Annotated in this window: 12 protein-coding genes and 1 pseudogene; 11 read left to right on the forward strand and 2 right to left on the reverse strand. The window is 38.4% G+C overall.

Features of this window, described 5'->3' with window-relative positions; genetic code table 11:
* Positions 1–187 precede the first annotated feature (187 nt).
* Together E6H07_10955 and E6H07_10960 are read right to left on the reverse strand one after the other, a co-directional pair.
* On the reverse strand, positions 188–1,783 hold the full coding sequence (locus tag E6H07_10955) for a SusD/RagB family nutrient-binding outer membrane lipoprotein (protein TMI66385.1): 1,596 nt from the start codon (positions 1,781–1,783) through the stop codon (positions 188–190).
* Between the two features lie 4 nt (positions 1,784–1,787).
* Positions 1,788–5,000 carry a SusC/RagA family TonB-linked outer membrane protein gene (locus tag E6H07_10960; GenBank protein TMI66525.1) on the reverse strand — a complete coding sequence of 1,071 codons (3,213 nt, stop codon included), beginning with the start codon at positions 4,998–5,000 and terminating at the stop codon, positions 1,788–1,790.
* 189 nt (positions 5,001–5,189) lie between these two features.
* Between E6H07_10960 and E6H07_10965 the strand changes: the two genes are divergently transcribed.
* The 11 genes and pseudogenes from E6H07_10965 to E6H07_11015 all read left to right on the forward strand — a co-directional run bounded on the left by E6H07_10965 (position 5,190) and on the right by E6H07_11015 (position 20,620).
* Complete coding sequence (locus E6H07_10965) at positions 5,190–6,071, forward strand: helix-turn-helix transcriptional regulator (GenBank protein ID TMI66386.1); 882 nt, start codon at positions 5,190–5,192, stop codon at positions 6,069–6,071.
* A 10-nt stretch (positions 6,072–6,081) separates the two neighbouring features.
* Positions 6,082–7,605 (forward strand): gluconokinase, encoded by a 1,524-nt coding sequence (locus E6H07_10970; protein TMI66387.1) that lies wholly within the window; start codon positions 6,082–6,084, stop codon positions 7,603–7,605.
* A gap of 77 nt (positions 7,606–7,682) precedes the next feature.
* Positions 7,683–8,795 carry a bile acid:sodium symporter family protein gene (locus tag E6H07_10975; protein TMI66388.1) on the forward strand — a complete coding sequence of 371 codons (1,113 nt, stop codon included), beginning with the start codon at positions 7,683–7,685 and terminating at the stop codon, positions 8,793–8,795.
* A gap of 39 nt (positions 8,796–8,834) precedes the next feature.
* Positions 8,835–9,785, forward strand: a complete 951-nt coding sequence (locus tag E6H07_10980; protein TMI66389.1) for an RraA family protein — start codon at positions 8,835–8,837, stop codon at positions 9,783–9,785.
* Between the two features lie 89 nt (positions 9,786–9,874).
* On the forward strand, positions 9,875–11,164 hold the full coding sequence (locus E6H07_10985) for a mandelate racemase/muconate lactonizing enzyme family protein (GenBank protein ID TMI66390.1): 1,290 nt from the start codon (positions 9,875–9,877) through the stop codon (positions 11,162–11,164).
* A gap of 88 nt (positions 11,165–11,252) precedes the next feature.
* Positions 11,253–12,106: pseudogene (locus E6H07_10990) on the forward strand (sialate O-acetylesterase).
* A gap of 54 nt (positions 12,107–12,160) precedes the next feature.
* Positions 12,161–14,578 (forward strand): DUF5110 domain-containing protein, encoded by a 2,418-nt coding sequence (locus tag E6H07_10995; protein TMI66391.1) that lies wholly within the window; start codon positions 12,161–12,163, stop codon positions 14,576–14,578.
* Between the two features lie 21 nt (positions 14,579–14,599).
* Positions 14,600–16,996: a hypothetical protein gene (locus E6H07_11000; protein TMI66392.1), complete on the forward strand. Its 2,397-nt coding sequence runs from the start codon at positions 14,600–14,602 to the stop codon at positions 16,994–16,996.
* A 27-nt stretch (positions 16,997–17,023) separates the two neighbouring features.
* Positions 17,024–17,635, forward strand: a complete 612-nt coding sequence (locus E6H07_11005) for a DUF386 domain-containing protein (protein ID TMI66393.1) — start codon at positions 17,024–17,026, stop codon at positions 17,633–17,635.
* 58 nt (positions 17,636–17,693) lie between these two features.
* Positions 17,694–18,620, forward strand: a complete 927-nt coding sequence (locus E6H07_11010; protein TMI66394.1) for an RraA family protein — start codon at positions 17,694–17,696, stop codon at positions 18,618–18,620.
* Between the two features lie 62 nt (positions 18,621–18,682).
* A complete protein-coding gene (locus E6H07_11015; protein ID TMI66395.1) occupies positions 18,683–20,620 on the forward strand; it encodes a cupin domain-containing protein in 1,938 nt (645 codons plus the stop codon).
* Positions 20,621–20,670 lie beyond the last annotated feature (50 nt).

The following is a 20,670-nucleotide window of genomic DNA, read 5'->3' on the forward strand; positions in this document are numbered from 1 at the left end:
GCTGCTTGCTTTTTAAATGTTATGTCATACAATTGTCTGTACTTAGTTCATCTGCTTCATGTAGTTCAATAGTTGCTCTCCATTATTTTTATGAACCTGTATCGAATAAGCCTTGCAACTAATTGAAACTTTTAATTTTTTTAAAATATGTTATACTATGTGCAGTGCTGCATTAGTAAAACCTTAATTAAGGGATATCCCAAAATACTCTTGATGATAATTTATCTCCACCAATAGCTGCAGCTGCCGTGTTATAGTTCGCTGTATTTGCAGATGCTTCAAGATTAGGATAAGATAGCCTCCTTATAAAACCAACACTGCCAAGATCCCCGGCTACAGGATTAGGAGTTAAAGCAGGTAACCCGCTTCTTCTAAAGTTCGCAAATGCTTCTGTCCCGTTCCTGATATTAACGATCCAGTATTGAGTATTGATCAGCTTAAGTGCATCGATAGATGTATATGCCACTCCGGGGTTAGCTAAATATGCAGTAACTTCTGCAGCAGTGATAGGAGTGGTGCCAGTGTATAGAGAATAGGCTGCCATGTCTGCAGCAATCGCATTGTCGTAATATATCTTGGCCTGCGCATCAAGACCGGGAATCCAACCTCTCTTAGCTGCATCTGCCAGCAATAGAGATGTTTGTGCATAAGTTACCCAAAACTCCGGAACTCCAGGTGCGGCAATTATATTTACGTTAAACTGTGAATAATTAAGTCCTGATCCCCTCCCGCCTCTGTAAGGGCTGCCCAGAGCTAAAATCTGGTCACTGGTAACTCCAATAGGTACCCCATATTGATTAGCTAAAACAACATCGGGAGTAAGATTGTTTGCAATAGCACCCGGATCTGCATATTGTGCTATCATGAACTTGCCACGCGGATCGGAGGTTGATTTTAATTGATTAACAAAAGGCTCTGCAGCATAGTTGAAGTGAGAGAAGTTTCGCAATGCCGCATTATCCCCATGGTTAAATGTTGTTCCATCATTTTTAACAAACGCATTATCCGCGTTTGAAGTCATCACTCCACCAGCAAATGCTTCTGCTACAATGCTCGCAGCTTTTGTAGGATTAAGTCTAGTGTACCGCATTCCCAAACGTAACAATAATGAATTACCTAGTTTTTTCCATTTAGTCACCTGGTCTGTAGCATTAGTAGTCTTGGTTGATGGCTGGGCATTTGCACCATAAAAAAGATCAGCAGAAATAAATTCACCAGTAGTACTCAATGCAGCTATTGATTCTTTGAGCTCTTTATATAAATCGTCATAAATGACTGCATCATCATCATATTTTGGATAAAATATTACATCTGAAACAGCCTTTCCAGCATCGGAGTAAGGAACATCTCCGTAGTCATCAACCAAACCCATAAATACCTGTGCTTTCCAGATCCGTATCATGCTCTTTAAATTAACACGGGTTGTACTAGGCCCCAAAATATTCAATGCCTGAATAAGGTTTTTCACCGGTGGTGAATTACCATTATTTCCACCAGCATAAGATTGATCCCACTTAGGATTACTATTTCCGTCAATATCGATACCGAAACTAAAACCCTGATTTGCTCCTGTATTGTAAGGGACCACGAATTGCTGAACAATGATATGTTCCGCATTCCATGTGCCGATATGGGATCGTTGAGCTCCTGCAAGCAGAAGAGCAGGATCAATTGCCGTTACAGCATATGGATTGGTGTTTATTTTTTCAAAATCCTTATCACATGCTGTAAGAAAACAGCCGCTGCAAATAATAAGGATGAGTCGTTTAAATATTTTTATCATATCGTTAGAATTTAACATTTAAAGTAAGATTGTAATTACGTGTAGTAGGTAATGACGAATTCTCATAGCCAGACCTGATATCGCCTGATGATTGGATAGCTTCAGGATCAAGACCCGGTAAATCCTTGTATAGAATTGCTGCATTACGACAAGAGGCTGACAAGGATAAGCCTTTGACAAATTTTAGTACAGCTACCTTTTTTATAAGTTCTGAAAAATTATACGCTAAAGAAATGTTTCTAAGTTTTACGAAATCAGACTTGAATGTAAAAGGATCGCCTATCTGGTCGTTTCTGTAGCCTGTCCATAAATTCTGCAAACCATTACCTGCAGTAGTGACCACAACGGTGTTGGCCAAGCCAGTATTTACATTAACTCCGGGGAATATATAACCACCTTCACGACCAGTCAACGACAATTGACTATGTCCTTGTCTTGTCATATTCAAAAGTGTAGAAGATAATACGGTACCTCCAAATTTATAGTCAATGTGTATTCCAAGACTCAGATTTTTATAGGTTAGAGTATTATTCCATCCACCGGTGAACTTAGGGATAGAACTTCCTAAAGGGTTAAAGCCGCCAGTAATACCCGGCGGATTTGTATTTGATGCTAGCGGGAAACCATTATTACCTACGAGAATTTCGCCTTTGGTATTTTTCCTGTAAGTTCTTGTGTACAATTGGTTCATTCCTAAACCTTCTGTGTACCTTATTTCGCCGAGGAACTCATTACCTGTGCCGTTAAAATAAAGCAACAGTATGGTTCCGCTTGGGTTGCCCACATCCAGGACTTTCGTTTCAAGATAGGCGTTGTTCCAGGAAGTTGTCCAACTAAAATCTTTTGTTTGTACAGCTTTGAATTCAATCAGCGTTTCCAAACCACTATTCTTTAATGAGGCCTCGTTTTGTTTTGAAGTGGCATATCCGGATGCAGTGGAAAGATTGACATCTATTATTTGATCCGTGGTTACTTTATCAAATACAGCGATATCCAGCAACAACCTGTTTTTAAACAATCTCGTTTCTAGACCTATTTCTTTTTCCGTCACGGTAAATGGCTGTAACGATGGATTAGGGGCACCTGTGCCATTAACGCTTGCTAAAGTCTGGCTATTAAATAAATTTGCCCCAAGCCCATAAGTCAGAACACCATCATAGGGGTTCACTAAAGCAACACTACCTACCTGCGCCCATGAAGCTCTTAATTTTCCATAAGAAAGCCAGCTCATATTCTTTAATAGCTCTGAGAAAACAAAACTAGCCGATACGGATGGATAAAATTTATTGTTATTGGCAGGGTCAAGTATGGAAAACCAATCTTTTCTTCCTGTAGCATTGATGAATAAAAAACCATTGTATCCTATTTCAGCCGAACCATAAAGTGAATTGACACGTTGTTGGCTATAGTTAAAACCATCACCTGCACCCTTGACTGTACCATTCCTATAAGAATAAAGATCAGGAACAGTAAAATTAGTGGCAGACTGACTCATGTTCTTGAACTCCGATCTCAAAGTATTTCCACCGAAACTGAAGTCAGCAGAGAATTTTCCAAACTTATTGCTGCTACCGATAAGAAAATCAGCATTTATATCGGTAGTAGTAGTATTGCTTACATTATAATTACCCCTGTATGTTAAAGTGGGAGTAGTAGTGGCAACTACCGTGTTGGAGCCTGTACCGTTCAGGGCATACGACTCAGAGAAGTTAGTGCCACGATCGTAGTTAAACCTGCCTTGTGCAAAGAGCCAGTTTGTAATATCATAACGTAATGTAGCCGTTCCGAGAAGACGATTTCTGTCCTCCTTAAATTTTTGGCCGTATTGCAATGGAAAGAATGGGTTATTAACTGTACCCTGGAATCCGCTGGTTCTCCATTCAGCCCCTGTAGCAGGATCCTTTGCATGTTCCCTATAAGCATCAATCGGAGTAGAAATAGGCATCCTGTTAAAGAAATTTACAGCGCCATCACCCTGTGTCCCAATTTGCGGGGGGTTAATATAATCCTCATCTGCATAGTTGACGTTTAATTGCAATTTGAGGTTTTTAACTACTGTGTGTTGTATTCCCACGTTGAAGATTCTTCTTTTATATTCATTGCTTGGTACAATTCCATCAGCATTCGTGGTTGAGATAGACGCCCTGAAACTTCCGTTCGCATTACCACCCGACAATCCAAGTGTATTAGTAAGATTTGTTCCTGTTTGCAAAAAGTCAAAAAGTTGGTAAGGATAAGCAGAGTAGGGTCTCATAACCCCATCAAAATTAATAGTAGGTTGACCATCTAGTTTCGCACCCCATCCAAACTGACCATTGCCTTGAATCTGCGCGGCGGTTGTAAACTTGACTCCGCCTTGCCCCTGACCATATTCAGTCTGGACGATCTCATCCATAAAATTCAAAGCTTGTGAAGTAGTATAGCTGGAAGTAAAATCAACTCCGATACCTTGGTTTTTTTGACCGGACTTAGTGGTAATGATTATCGCACCACGAGCAGCTCTTGAACCGTAAAGCGCAGCGGCAGCAGCCCCTTTCAAGACAGTCATGCTTTCAATATCATCCGGGTTAATGTTGGCAAAATTATCACCACGGTCACGTGATGGATTATTTCCCTCATTACCCCTCGCACCCTGATCCATTGGGAGGCCATTGATGACTAAGAGAGGAGAATTATCAGCTCCGGCAAAACCAACTTGTCCACGTATGCGTATCTGATTACTGGAGCCGGCGCCGGCAGCCGGAGGTGTTATATTCAGACCCGCTACTCTTCCTTCCAGGGATTCACCAATGTTAGAAGTTCTGTTCTTAATTAATTCATCTGTATGGACAGATGTTGTAGCATAGCCCAGTTTCCTTGTGTTCCGACTGATGCCTAAAGCAGTAACAACTACTTCGCCCAGGTTTTGTACATCGGATATCAAAGTGACATCGATAGAGCTTCGGCTATTTACCGATATTTCCTGGCTAGTATACCCAACGAAGCTAAATAATAAAATTGCATTGGATGTAGCAGCAATTGAATAGTTTCCGGAAGCATCAGTTGTAGTGCCTGCAGAACCACCTTTTACCGATACAGTGACAGCAGAAAGCTTTTTTCCATTTTCATCGCTGACAGTTCCCTTTACTGTTTGAGCATATACGCCAACAGTAATAAGAAAGAAAGATGAAATCAGAAAACATAAACGGGAATAACCTGGCGAAAATGCCAGCAGCATTTTTTTCTTCATAATAGCAAGTTGTTTTGTAAATAAAGAGGCCTTACCAATACAATATTATTAAATTATTACTCAAAGAAACTTCCAATAAAACACATTGTTGGATTTTGTACAAAAGGATAACTGAATTCACAGATATTTACTTTTTTTAAAATTACTTGCATAATTTAATCTGCAAATGATTGCTTGATGGGCCAATTTCTATTACGACATGAGAATTCTCCTGAGTTATTTCAATTTGGGCAAATAAATGAATTTGCCTTTATAAAGAATAGTTCGATAAGGTTGAATTCATTTAATAATACCTGCTCCGAGTATCTGCGTTTTTATTTTATACTTGATGGAAAATTTGATTGGGTTATCAATAATGAAAATCACACCTTATATCCTACTGACCTTGCAATTATTCTACCGGGGCAGGAGCTATATGCTGAGAAAGGTTATCTTGAAATCGGCTCTATTTACTGGTTGAATCTGCATTTAAATATACAGAACTCCGAAACTAAAAATTCTCTTGGCAAATGGAGTAATATTTCCTCGCCAGAACTTATTTCTATCAAAAAAATATTGTTTCTGAACAATATGCCTGTTGTTTCAAAATTGCAAGATGCAGGATCAGTTTTTCTTCTGTTACGCAATGAATTGTTCAACCAGGAAATTGGATATGTAACACGGGTAAATCATTTGCTTGACGAATTATTAATCCTGGTTACCAGAAAGCTTTCCCAACAAAATATTTCTCAGCGAGACTTCCCTCAAACATTTTTGAAATTGGAAGAAGCTTTGCGTAAAGACCTGTCCCACCACTGGACTGTGGAAGAAATGGCAGCATTTGTGGGATTGGGTACTACTGCATTCGGCGATAAAGTAAAAAGTTTTTCCGGGTTTTCGCCAATGAGTTATCTGATTAACATCAGGATTTCAGAAGCGATTAAATTATTAAAAAAACCAGAAGCGAATGTGACAAATATTGCACTTGAAACAGGATTTTATTCGTCACAACATTTTGCCACAACATTTAAAAAGCTGACAGGCTACACACCGAGTCAGTTCAGGAGAAATAATATCTAAAACCATTTTTATGCCAGCCAAAAAAACTTGCATTATTGCTATAGAGATTGGAACAAATGCTGTTAGAGTAGTTGCTTTTGATCTTTCAGGAAATACCATTGCATCTATGAAAGGTTCTTATCCGACATTTCATTCTCAACCTGATTATAGCGAGCAGGATCCTGAACAGATTTTTATAACTATGTTATATGTATTGAAGAATTTGCTGAATGAGTATATTCATCCGCATAAGATCAAAGTGGCTAGCATATGTTTCAGTGCTTCAATGCATAGTGTACTAGCAATCGACAAGAGCGGAATCCCATTAGGTAACGCAGTGATTTGGGCAGATAACCGAGCTAAGAAAGAAGCACAAAAACTGAAAAATTCTTCCGCAAGCAAAATTATTTATACAGCTACAGGAACCCCTATGCATCCCATGTCGCCACTTTTTAAAATAGCCTGGTTTAAGAACAACGATAAAGAGAGGTTTAAGCAGGCGAGTAAATTCATTCAATTAAAAACTTATATTATCCAGCAGCTTACCGGTGAATATCTGATTGATTACAGTTTGGCATCTGCTACAGGGTTACTAAACATTCATAAAGTAAAATGGGAGCCTGAAGCATTGCTATATGCGGGCATTAATCCGGGTATGCTTGCTGAGGTTGTACCCATTTTTGCATCTGCCGGAAAGCTTAAAAATGCATATCAAAGTTCATTAGGAATTAATGGAGATACAAAGATTATTGTGGGTTCAAGTGATGGATGTCTTGCAACACTTGGTTCTGGTGTATGGGATGGACGTAAGGCAACTATAACAATTGAAGACAGCGGAGCAGTCCGTGTGATAGGTAAAAAAGTACTGAATGATAAGAAACAGCGGTTTTTCAATTATCTGCTCACGGAAAATTATTATGTGTCTGGCGGGCCAACAAACAGCGGGGGTGTTATTTTCGAATGGTTTGCAAAACAGTTTGGTGATTTTAAGAATCCATACGATATAGAGCATACAATGGATGAGCTCATTGCAGTGGCAACTAAAGTTGGTGCCGGCTCTGATGGTCTTATTTTTCTTCCTTATTTACTTGGAGAAAGGGCACCGATATGGGACGCAAATGCAAGGGGTGTTTATTTTGGTATTAATATTAAACATGAACGCCAACATTTTATCAGGGCGGTAATTGAAGGTATTTTATACGAGATATACAGTATTGGAAAAATACTGGAAGAGCAGTGCAAGATCAACAGCTTGTCAATCAACGGAAGCTTTGCAACTATTCCCCTGTGTGCACAAATTATTGCTGATATTTTTAATAAGCCTGTCGGCATTAGCCAACATAATTATAGTGTAGGGATTGGAGCCTATTTGCTGAGTGCTATTGAAATGGGTATTTACAATAATCTTGATGAGGCGGCAAAAAGCATTACGTTAACAGAACAATATTTTCCTAAAAACAACCTTCATGGAATTTATATGAAGCATTTTGAAATTTTCGAAAAACTTAGTACTAAGCTTAAAGATGATTTCGAGAACGTCGTCAAACTGCAATAATTTTTAAAGAACGAACATGTGAACGTTACTGCGGCACATTTTTATTTTAAAGATCGAAGTTAAAACCAATCTGACTTATGGCTACTTTAAAAAAATCATTTTATACCACTTGTTACATAGTAGCAATAATTTTATTATTGGCTTTTGCTTTTGCCAGCTACCAGAAAATGCATAGTTGGGGTGGATGTTTACTGGCTTTATTTTTTGTAAGTCTTGCCATAGCGTTCAGAGGAAGCAGGATGTTTAAAGGTTACTGGTACAGTGTAGTGATTCTTGCCGTGGCTACTTTAGCAATGTATTTTCCGCAATACTTTAAAACAGTTGGTGGAAAAGAAGCTTCATTTTTTATTCCGATTCTGTTGCAGGTGATTATGTTTGGAATGGGAACAGAATTAAGCCTTAAAGATTTTGCAAGGGTGATGCGAATGCCTAAAGGAGTAATCGTCGGCATCGTATGCCATTATACAATTATGCCATTAGTTGGTTTTACAATAGCTCACCTTTTTAATTTTCCCGGTGAAATTGCAGCAGGAATTATTTTGATTGGCTGTTGCCCCAGTGGCCTTGCCTCAAATGTTATGTGCTATCTGGCCAAGGCTAATCTTGCCTTGTCGGTTTCGGTTACAACTGTCTCTACATTATTAGCACCGTTCTTAACTCCATTACTGATGAAATTGCTTGGTGGTAGTTATATAAAAATAGATCTATGGGCAATGGTTTGGGATATAACAAAGATTGTGATAATCCCTATCGCAGCAGGACTCGCATTTCACTATATCGTTCGGGGAAAAGTAAAATGGCTAGATAAAGTAATGCCGGTTATTTCAATGATAGGTATTGCATTGGTGTTACTTGTTATTACCGCGGCTGGACGAGATAATTTATTAAAAGTAGGAGGGCTATTGATAGTAGCCACATTTATACACAACATGGGCGGTTATTTTCTTGGTTATTGGTCGGCTCGTCTATTGAAATTTCCGGAAAGGGATTGCCGGACAATTGCTTTGGAAGTAGGTATGCAAAATGCCGGGCTTGCTTCAGCACTTGCTAAGAGCATGGGTAAAATTGCCACTGTAGGATTGGCTTCCGTAATATTCGGAACGATGATGAACGTAACTGGCTCATCGCTGGCAAGCTGGTGGCACAACCGGACACCAGGAGATGAACCACCAGAAAAAGAACTGTTATGACAGATTAAAAATCATTTATCACTTTTAAAAATAAGAATCATGATCAGGTATTTGTTGCTTTTTTTAATAACGATTAGCGTTGGACTGAAATCCAATAGCCAGCAGGTACAAATAAGTAAAGAAGAATTAATAGCACTTACTCCCGAATGGAAAGGCGAACGTTTTCCTGATGGAAGACCTAAAGTGCCAGATGACATTATCCGCAGAATGAAATCAGTGAGTGTGGAAGAAGCATGGGCAACTTTGAGCAATGCAGGTTATCGTTACCAAATTGCAGAAGGATGGGAAGTAATAAACCCCGATAGTGTATTAGTAGGTCGTGCGGTAACTACAACTTTCATGCCCGGACGTCCGGATGTATGGAAGGCCATTGACTCGTTTGGAAAAAAAGAAGGAAGGAGAGCCCAAAATGTATGGGCCGTAGAAATGTTGGTAAAAGGTGATGTATATGTTGCTGATCAGTTCGGAGCTAAAAGAAACGGACCCACGATTGGAGATAATGTAGGCAATGCTATCTATGCCAGAACAGGAAACGGAATTGTATATGACGGTGCATTAAGAGATGTGGAAGGTCTAAAAGAAATCGGCGGATTCACATCTTTCTATACCAGTTATGATCCATCTTATCATAATCCCGGCGGTGGGCCCAATAGAGATTTAACTACAATGATTATAGGTATTAACAAACCCACCCGTATACGCACCGTAACAGTTATGCCCGGTGATGTTGTATTAGGAAAACTAGGTGTAGTTGTTTTCATACCACCACATCTGGCAGAAAGAGTTGTAACTACTTCTGAAATTGTACGACTGAGAGATATGTTTGGGCATCAAAGATTAAAAGAAGGTAAATACACAGCCGGGCAAATTGATACAAGGTGGTCAGATGAGATTGAAAAAGATTTTTCCAAGTGGTTGAACGATCACATCAATGAATTACCTGTTGGAAAAGCACAGATACAGGAATATCTAAAAGACCGTACATGGTAAGAGAAACAGAATTTAAAATTCAAAAATAAAAAGCGGGCAACGCATAACTGTAATTCAATTTTACTTTATTAAAAATAAAAAAATAAACAATGTCAAAATCAAGAAGATCATTCATATCGAAAGCTGCATTAGCTGCAGCTATGACACCATTTGCAACATTATCAACTTTTGGACAGGGGCTTACAGAAGCAATTGATAAAGCACCAAAGTCTTCGGCGCCATCCGATTTAAAAATTACCGATGTTAAATGCGCTTACTCCGGCGGAGGATTATTTGTAAAAATTCTTACGAACCAGGATATAGTGGGGTGGGGCGAAGGAGTAGATGCCGTTGGCGGAACTTATCATTTAGTTCAGAACATGGGCAGAGCGTTAGTACGAAGAGGAGCAAGTCCTTTAAATCCTAATGCCATTTTTACCCAATTCCGTGCAAATCCTTTTGGAGGACCGCAGGGAGGTATGTATGTAGCTGTGTTAAGCGCTTTTGATGCTGCCTTGTGGGATTTATGCGGGAAAGCATTAGGCGTTCCCATTTACCAATTAATGGGTGGTAAGTATCGTGATAAAGTAAGAGTGTATTGCGATACGCAGTTATACTCTGTCAGCAATCCCAAACCTGAGGAATTTGCAAAAGTGGCAAGAGCTGCAGTTGACAGAGGATATACTGCGGTTAAATTTGATCTTGACGAAGCAAATGATCCTAACAGGTATGACAGAGTCAACTGGACTGCCAGCCTTGCTGAAGTAGAAAGAATGTATAATTGCATGGCTGCTGTCCGGAAAGAAATCGGTCCGCATATTGATATTTGTTGCGATATGCATGCACGATATGATGCACCGACAGGAAGAAAAGTGGCAAAGGTGATGGAGCCTCTGAACCTTATGTGGTTGGAAGAACCTGTTCCCGCAGACAATATTGACCAATATAAATTCATTACACAAGAAACAAGTACGCCAATTTGTGGTGGAGAAAATTTTTATCTGACCTACGGTTTTGCCCGTTTGTTATCAGAAGGAGCAGTCGATTTAATCATGCCTGACCTTCAGAAATGCGGAGGGCTTGGTGAAGGGCTGCGCATAGCAAACATGGCTAATGCTTATTTCACACCTTTTTCGCCGCATATGGTTGGTTCATTCCTTGGTTGCATGGCTACCGCCCATGTTTGCGCAGCAGTTCCTAATTTCCATATTCTGGAATGGCAAAGCCAATTCGATACAGTACCCAAGTGGAAAGAGATTGTTAAGTATGAGGGTAGTGATAAGCCTTTTATTGATGATAAGGGATTTTTGACAGTATTAAACAAACCGGGAATCGGTGTAGAAATAAACGAAGAAGGTTTAAAGAAATATGCTACACAGGGTGTACCATTTTTTGAGTAAGAGTTTCACTGTCGGACTGAAAAATTATTCTGAATGAAATCATGGCTTTTATGGTACTAAATGTTTTTCACATTTGAAACACTATAACATGAAGCTGAAAATATGCGGAATTATTCTTACGCTGACGATACTTATTTGTTTTAAATCCTTCTCGCAGGATAAAAAATTCTACATCTTTCTTTGTTTTGGCCAATCCAATATGGAAGGCAATGCAAAAATTCAACCGCAGGATACCGTAAACGTGGATCAACGTTTCCAGGTATTGCAAGCAGTGGATTGTTCCGATTTCCACAGGATAAAAGGTAATTGGTACACTGCCGTGCCGCCATTGAGCAGGTGCAAAACCGGACTAACTCCCGCTGATTATTTTGGCAGAACATTAGTTGCCAATTTACCAAAGGATGTAAGAGTAGGTATTATTAATGTAGCAGTAGGCGGCTGCAAAATCGAATTGTTTGATAAAGATAATTATCAGACGTATATAACAAAAGCACCCAATTGGATGATCGGCATGATCAATCAATACGATGGTAATCCTTATGCAAGATTGGTCGAGCTGGCTAAAATTCACAAAAGGATGGTATTATTAAAGGAATATTATTGCACCAGGGTGAATCAAATCCTAATGATTCTTTATGGACGAGAAAAGTAAAAACGGTGTATGATAATTTATTAAAAGACCTGCACCTGAAAGCTAAAAAAGTTCCGTTGCTCGCTGGCGAAACAGTAAATGCAGATCAGGGTGGCATTTGTGCGGGCATGAACAAGATCATAGCCACGCTGCCACAAATGATAAAGAACTCCTACGTAATATCTTCTGCTGGTTGTCCCGACGCTGCAGATAATCTGCATTTCACAGCGGAGGGTTATAGAATGTTGGGTAAAAGATATGCAGAGCAAATGATGAAACTTCTGAACGTTAAAATAAAAGCGACAGACTAATTTTTAAACATGATATAAAATTATTAATCGACCAGATGTTCAAAAAATAAAAGAATGCTGAAACGAATTTTAATAATGATTTGTATGCTGGTAGCTGTTGGCTTTACCGGTAAAGCACAAATATGGCAAAAAAAGAATGCTGGTATAAAAACAACTGTCAACAAAGTTGATATTGAAATAGAATTTTATAATCCATCAACCGTAAGGATAATTAAATCGCTTGAAGGATCAACTTTTACTAAAAAAAGTCTTTCCGTTATTGCAACACCTGAAAAAATAAATTTTAGTACAAAGCAGGAGACCGGTATGCTTGTATTGAAAAGTGAAAGCATAAGTGTGCGATGCAACCTTACAACCGGAACAATAACTTTTTCAAGCAATGCAGGAGTTGTATTATTAAACGAAAAAGAAAACAGCACTTCATTTAAATCTTTCAATGATGCCGGAAGTAATACTTACTCAATAGAACAAACTTACGTTTTAGATAAAGATGAAGCGATCTATGGTTTAGGTCAGCAACAGCAGGGTAAAATGATACAGCGCAATTTAAAATTGAATATGATACAGAATAATACGAGTGATTATGTACCATTCTTTCTATCGGTAAAAGGCTATGGATTATTTTGGGATAATTATTCTCCCACACAGTTTGTTGATAGCGTTGCGGGCACTTCATTTAAATCAGATGTTGGCGATTGTATAGATTATTATTTCATGAATGGCGGTAATGCAGACGGAGTGATCGCAAAGATGCGTACACTTACCGGGCAAGTGCCGATGTTCCCTTTATGGACTTATGGTTTCTTTCAAAGTAAAGAACGTTATAAAAGCCAGGATGAAACTGTAGATGTGGTAAAGAAATACCGTGAATTGGGTGTGCCGCTTGATGGTATTATACAGGACTGGCAATATTGGGGTAACAATTATTTATGGAATGCAATGGAGTTTCTGAATGTAGACTTTCCCAACCCGCAAAAGTTTGTTGATGATGTACATAAGTTGAATGCACACTTAACCATTTCCATCTGGAATTCCTTTGGTCCTCATACAAAACAATACAGGGAATTGGATAGTATTGGCGCCTTAATGAACTTTAGCACATGGCCGCAATCCGGTTCTGAAAAATGGCCACCCAGGAAAGATTATCCATCCGGTGTAAGAGTGTATGATCCCTATAATCCTGTTGCCCGTGATATATATTGGCGTTACCTGAAATATTTACATTCATTAAAGATTGATGGCTGGTGGCTGGATTCTTCAGAACCAGACCATCTTGATTTTAAACCTTCTGATTTAGACAATAAAACTTATTTGGGTTCATTCCGTAAAGTTCGCAATGCTTTTCCCCTGATGACGGTTGGAGGTGTATTTCAGCATCAACGTGCAGTTGATTCAAGTAAAAGAGTATTTATTCTTACACGTTCGGCATTTGCCGGTCAGCAACGTTATGGAGCCAATACATGGTCAGGTGATGTAACATCATCATGGACTGCTTTGCGAAATCAGATCTCTGCAGGATTAAATTTTTCACTCACTGGCATTCCATACTGGAACAGTGATATTGGTGGATTTTTTCTTTCAAAATTTCGCAGGAAATTAGAAGACCCTGAATACCGTGAGTTATTTGTTCGCTGGCTGGAGTTTGGCGCTTTCTGTCCTTTAATGCGTTCGCATGGTGCTGATGCTCCAAGAGAAATTTATCAATTCGGAACGAAAGGAACAAAATACTACGATGCTATTGAAAAATACATCAACCTTCGTTACCGTTTGTTGCCTTACATCTATTCTGCATCATGGGATGTTACGGCCAACCAATCAAGCATGATGCGGGCATTGATGATGGATTTCCCTTCAGATAAGAATGCATTGGATATAAACGACGAGTTTATGTTTGGAAAATCTTTGCTGGTAAGCCCTGTTACGAACCCGATGTATGTTAAACCCAGTGTAAATGGGAGAGATACGATACAGGTGGAATATTTCAACCCTATCAAATCAAAGGAAACATACTTGCCTGTCGGCGTTGACTGGTATGATTTCTGGACCGGTGAAAAAATAGCAGGGGGAAATAAAGTAACGAAACAGACTCCGCTTGATATTATTCCTCTTTATATAAAAGCAGGTTCTATTATTCCTATTGGACCAAGCGTACAATATGCCGAAGAAAAAAAATGGGATAATCTGGAAATAAGAATCTATCCGGAAGCGAATGGAAAATTTGTATTGTATGAGGATGAGAACGATAATTACAATTATGAAAAAGGAGTTTATTCAACTGTTACGTTTAGTTGGGACAACTCAAAAAGAACGTTAACCATTGCTGATAGAAACGGTTCTTTCCCGGGAATGTTGGAAAGTAGAACATTCAATATTGTAATAGTAAGTAATAATAGAGCTGTTGGAGAAAATACAGTAGCTGCCGCAGATAAAGTAATTAGCTACGCAGGAAAGAAAATAGTTGTGAAATTTTAAAAGGCTGCGATAAAAATAAAAATGAAAAAAATAAGTATAATTCTGTTTATTGTTACTTGCCTATCACTAACTGTCAGTTCTACTGATGCCCAGAATAGACTATATAGCAATGAATTTTCATTAGCAGATGTAAAATTGCTCGATGGGCCTTTTCAACATGCCCGTGATCTGAACATCAAAGTTCTTTTGGAGTATGATGTTGACCGTTTATTAGCTGGTTACAGAAAGGAAGCCGGTTTACCTGAAAAAGCAAAAATATTTACAAATTGGGATGGATTGGATGGACATGTGGGCGGACATTATTTATCTGCGCTTGCGATGAATTATGCTTCGACCGGAAATGCTGAATGTAAAAAACGGATGGACTATATGCTTACAGAATTGAAAGCTTGCCAGGATGCAAACGGTATAAATAATCCAGGTTGGGGAAAAGGGTATGTAGGAGCTGTGCCCAATGGGAAAAAAATATGGAGCAGTTTACAACAAGGTGATTTTGCAGCTTACCGGTCTGCATGGGTACCCTGGTACAATGTACATAAAATGTACGCAGGCTTGCGGGATGCATGGATGTACACAGGTAACAAAGATGCAAAAGAAATCTTTTTGAAATTTTGCGACTGGGGAATAAATATCACGGCATCATTAACAGATACACAAATGCAATCCATGCTGGATATGGAGCATGGCGGTATGAATGAAATTTTTGCTGATGCATACGAGATGACCAGCGATTCAAAATATTTAACTGCTGCAAAAAGATTTTCGCATAAAATGCTGTTGGATGCAATGGCTGAAAAAAAAGATAACCTTGATAATAAACATGCTAATACACAGGTGCCAAAAGCAGTGGGTTTTGAACGCATTGGTGAATTGGCAAACGATATTATTTACAAAACAGCAGGTGATTTTTTCTGGGAAACAGTTACCACAAAACGAAGTCTTGCATTTGGTGGCAATAGTAGAAGAGAATTTTTTCCCGCGGTAACTGCAGCATCAGATTTTGTTAATGATGTGGAAGGACCTGAATCCTGTAACTCATACAACATGCTTAAACTAACCGAAGATTTATTCAGGGTCAATCCGTTGGCAAAATATGCAGATTATTATGAAAGAACATTGTACAATCATATCCTGTCTACCCAGCATCCGGAGCATGGTGGCTATGTTTATTTTACACCGGCACGTCCCCGTCATTACAGAGTATATTCTTCTCCCAACGAAGGCATGTGGTGCTGCGTAGGCAGTGGCATGGAAAATCATGGCAAGTACAGCCAGTTTATTTACACCCACATAAAAAATGCATTATATGTAAATCTCTTTATTCCTTCGGAATTAAACTGGAGAGAAAACAAAATAAAAATTAAACAGCAAACAGCTTTTCCTTATGAAGAAAAAACAAGCATAACGATTACTGAAGGGTCTTCCCTTTTTTCTTTGATGATCCGTTATCCTTTATGGGTAAAGGAAGGTGCATTAAAAGTGGCGGTTAATGGGAAAGCAATTTCATTTACCAATCATCCTTCATCGTATATAGCTGTTAAGCGGCTATGGAAAAAAGGCGATGTGATTACGGTCATATTACCGATGCACAACAGCATTGAGCAAATGCCTAATGTTTCCAATTACATTGCTATTATGCATGGTCCCATTCTGCTCGCTGCAAAGACCGGAAAAGAAGACTTAAAAGGTTTAGTGGCAGACGATGAAAGATGGGCACATATAGCTAGTGGTAAAAAACTTCCTTTGGATAAAGCCCCTATAATTATTGAAGATAACATTGCGTCACTTACAAGCAGACTAAAACCAATGGCAGGCAAACCCCTGACCTTTTCAGCTACGGGTATAAAATTGATTAATCCCATTAATATAATTTTTGAGCCGTTTTATAAAATTCATGATGCAAGGTATATGATGTACTGGATGGCTTTAAGCAATGCGGGTTATCAAACCTATCTTGATTCAATTGCTATTACAGAAAAACAAAAACTGGAATTACAAAAACGAACCGTTGACTTTGTTGCGCCAGGAGAGCAACAGCCGGAAGCAGACCACTTGATGCAAAAACAAAATTCAAATACAGGAAACCAGCATGATGAATTTTGGCGTGATGCCCGTGATAATGGCTTTTTCAGCTATGAACTTTCCACTAACAATGAAACAGATCTAACGCTGCGTGTAAAATATTGGGGAGCCGAATGGGGAAATAGAAAATTTGAAATTTATATCGATGATAAAAAAATAATAACAGAAGATAATACCGGAAAATGGAACCAGTCGAAATTTCAAAGTATTGAATATGCTATACCAGATGAAATGATTAAAGGAAAAAATAAAGTGAGAATAAAATTTCAGGCATTGCCCGCCAATACGGCCGGAGCGGTTTATTATTTACAATTAATCCGGAAAACAATTGATTAGCCGACACTATTTTAAATTATAATTATTATGAAAAAAAATATTTTTTGTGTAATTCTTTTTTTCGTTAGCACAACGGTATCAGTCATCGCTCAGGAAAAAAATAGCTGGAGTGAAAAAAAAGCCAATACCTGGTTTAAGAAAAAACAATATCTCGGAGGACTCGCTGCAACTCCGCATCCAGAAATCAATAAAGTAAAGTTTGCTCAGCAATATCATTTGAACAAAACATATTGGGATAAAGCATTTGCTTTCTTAAAAGACACGGACCTGCAAACACTAACCGTTGGCCGGCATGTAATTGATAGCGACAATGTATTTGCTATTGTGCAAGAAGCACCCACGAAAGATTATGATAAAACAACTTTTGAATCACACCTTAACTATATCGATTTGCAATATGTGATCAGAGGAGAAGAAATGATGGGAAGAACACCTGTTGATTCTGTAAAAGTGGGCAAGCCTTATAACGAGAAAGCAGACATTGCGTATTATACAGGCGACGGAAAAATTTTTACTGTAAAGGAAAATAGTTTTTTGCTATTCTTTCCCGGAGAAGCACACCGGCCTAATATTACACCCGGTGGTAATAAGCTGGTAAAAAAAGTTGTTATAAAAATTAAAGTGGCAAAACAAGAATAAAGCCTGTCAGTTCTTTACTAAACGATAAACAGTTTCAAATTTATTAAATCATCGATCTATGAAACTACACGGAGTTATTATATCGACAATGCTATTTGTTATTACAATGCATCATAGTGTATTTGCACAAACGATTTCCAAAGACGAAATGTTATTTCTTACTTCTGAATGGAAGGGTGAACGGTTTGTTGACGGGAGACCTAAAATTCCAGACAGCCTTTTAGTAAGAGCTAAGTACATAATGATTGATGATGCATGGACAGTTTTGAAAAATGAAGGATATACAAATCAGTTTGAAGGAAATTGGAAGAGCGTTAATGATACGCCTATGACAGGCAGAGCGGTAACCGCCATGTACATGCCAAGCCGCCCCGACGTAGAAAAAAACATTAAAGAAAGAGGAGCCATGCAAGGAAGAAAAGGCAATACGAATTCCTGGCCAATAGATGTGCTAACTAAAGGTGATATATATATTGCCGATGCATTTGGAAAAATTAGCGGCGGATCTATTATGGGGGCAACGTTAGCCAATTCAATTTATAGTAAATCAGGTAACGGAGTAATTTTTAATGGCGCAGCCAGGGATTTACAGGAAATAAAAAACATCAAAGGGTTTAATGCATTTGTTCGGGATTTCCATCCATCTTTTACCGAAGAAATGGTTTTGATGGGACTCAATACTGCTATACGTATTGGCAATGTAATGGTGCTTCCTGGCGATTTGGTAATAGCTCAAAAAGAGGGAGTACTCTTTGTGCCTGCACATTTAGCAGAACAAGTAGTAAGCACTTCAGAATTTGTTATTCGAAAAGATCAGTTTGGTTATGAAATGGTGAAAGCTGGTAAATATAGTACCGGCGAAATAGACAGTCAATGGTCAGATGTGATAAAATCTGATTTTTTAAAATGGCTGGAAAAACATCCTGAGTTAGGTAAAATGACCCGTGCAGAACTGGACAAAATGATGAGCAAAAGAACATGGTAACATCTGCATAATTTGACGCAACAGTAATACTATCATAATTTATAATAAACACAACGGGAAATATGAAATCAACACTAACGAAGAATATTGCTTTCAGCAGTTTTATGCTGTTGTTGGTAATGAGCTTAAGCCAATGTACTTCTTCTTCTTTGCCTGAATGGCAACAGAAAAATAAGGAACTCATTAAGCAACACAATTTAACTGAACGGGAATTATCTGGTATACCAGCAGTCTCTTTTGAGTCTAATCTTAAATTAGGAAAAGTAAAAGGATCAGATACTCTTGTAAGTGCCACACTTTATCCTGGCATAACTGCAAAAATTTTCTGGGGGAGTGGTAATATGGTAAGCATGTTGCAACTTGAACCCAATGCAAAAATTCCTGAAGAGCTTTTAACCGCAGATAGGTTTGTATTTGTGATGGAAGGTTCAATTGATCAGCTTATCAACGGCACAATGGTGAATATGATTGGCCAAAAAAGAGAAGAACCAGATGGCACCCACAGCGGCACTCCAAGAACTGATTTTGTATATCTTGAAAAAGGAACTAAAAACTCTCTTACGGCAGGAGCGACCGGAGCAAAACTAATTGAAGTATATAGTCCATTGCGTTTAGATTATCTGCAAAAAGCTGCTGTAAAAAATCTGCCGACAGAAATAAAAGATATTGAATCTTTTCAAACACCTAACATTTCTGCTAATAGAGTATATAACCTATACGACATTCAGCTTACACCCATTCTCCCCGGTGCTCATTCCCGGTTAGTATCCGGAAAAAATACACAGCTGAGTTTTATTTCGATGGAACCGGGATCTATATTTCCACATCATATACATCCTGAAGAACAAATGATGTTTGTATTGCGTGGTGAATGTGATGAGATAATTCTTGATGGAGAACAAACAATGAAAACAAATGATGTGGTACGTATTCCCGTCAACATGGTGCATGGTGCAAAAATTGGTGAATTGGGCTGTGATGCATTGGATATTTTTTGGCCTGCCCGCCCTGATTATTTAGAAAAGCAAAAAACAGCATTAGATGCTTATCATGCTATCATTCCTATTGATGCCAAAATAGAACTTTTGGTAGATGGGAAAAAAACAAAACCTGAACTTACTTTCACTGAAGGCCCCAAATGGATGAATGGAAAAGTTTATTTTTCAAACATGTATTTTGATCAGAAATTCAATGCAAGTCCTCAAAAAAGTTCTACGGTTGAACTGGATCCTAATGGCAGTTACAGTAATATAACACAGGGTAAAATGCAAACAAATGGATTGTACCCTTATAAAAATGGGAACCTTCTTGTTTGCGATATGATGGGGCACAGGGTCGTAGAAATGACAACAAAAGGAGAAGTAGTAAAAGTAATTGCTGATAAGTATGAAGGCAAATCTATTGATGGACCTAATGATGTAATAACCGATGTAAAAGGTGGCGTATATTTTACGGATCCCCAGTTTACAATCGAACCAACAAAATTTCAACCTGGTCGTGCAGTCTATTATTCGTCACCACAAGGTAAAGTAATAAGGTTGACAGAGCCGAACGAATTTGCTATGCCTAATGGAATTGTGTTATCACCTGATGGCAAAACACTTTACATCAACAACTGCTACGATGATGAATCATGGTATCCGGTAAAAAGTGAAAAAGATAATTTTATCTGGGCTTATGATGTGAAAGAAGATGGAACTATTGCCAACGGCCGTCAATTTGCAAAGCTATTCCTTACTGGAAATGTAATGGACAGAAAAGGCCGTTCTTCCAGTGCAGATGGCATGGCAATTGATAAAATGGGCAACCTGTATGTATGTACGTATTACGGGGTTCAGATTTTTAATAATAAAGGAGTATTTGTTGGAATGATCAATTTGCCTTCTTTCCCGGTGAGTCTTTGCTTTGGAGATGCTGATATGAAAACATTGTATATCGTAAGTTACAGCAAGGTGTATAAACTGCGTACAAATATGGAAGGGTATATAAATTATTTATAAATCAAACTTGAAAATAGATAATTTAATAGGCAGATTTATTCTTTCATTAA

Source organism: Bacteroidota bacterium, from assembly GCA_005882315.1.
Classification (GTDB): Bacteria; Bacteroidota; Bacteroidia; order Chitinophagales; family Chitinophagaceae; genus VBAR01.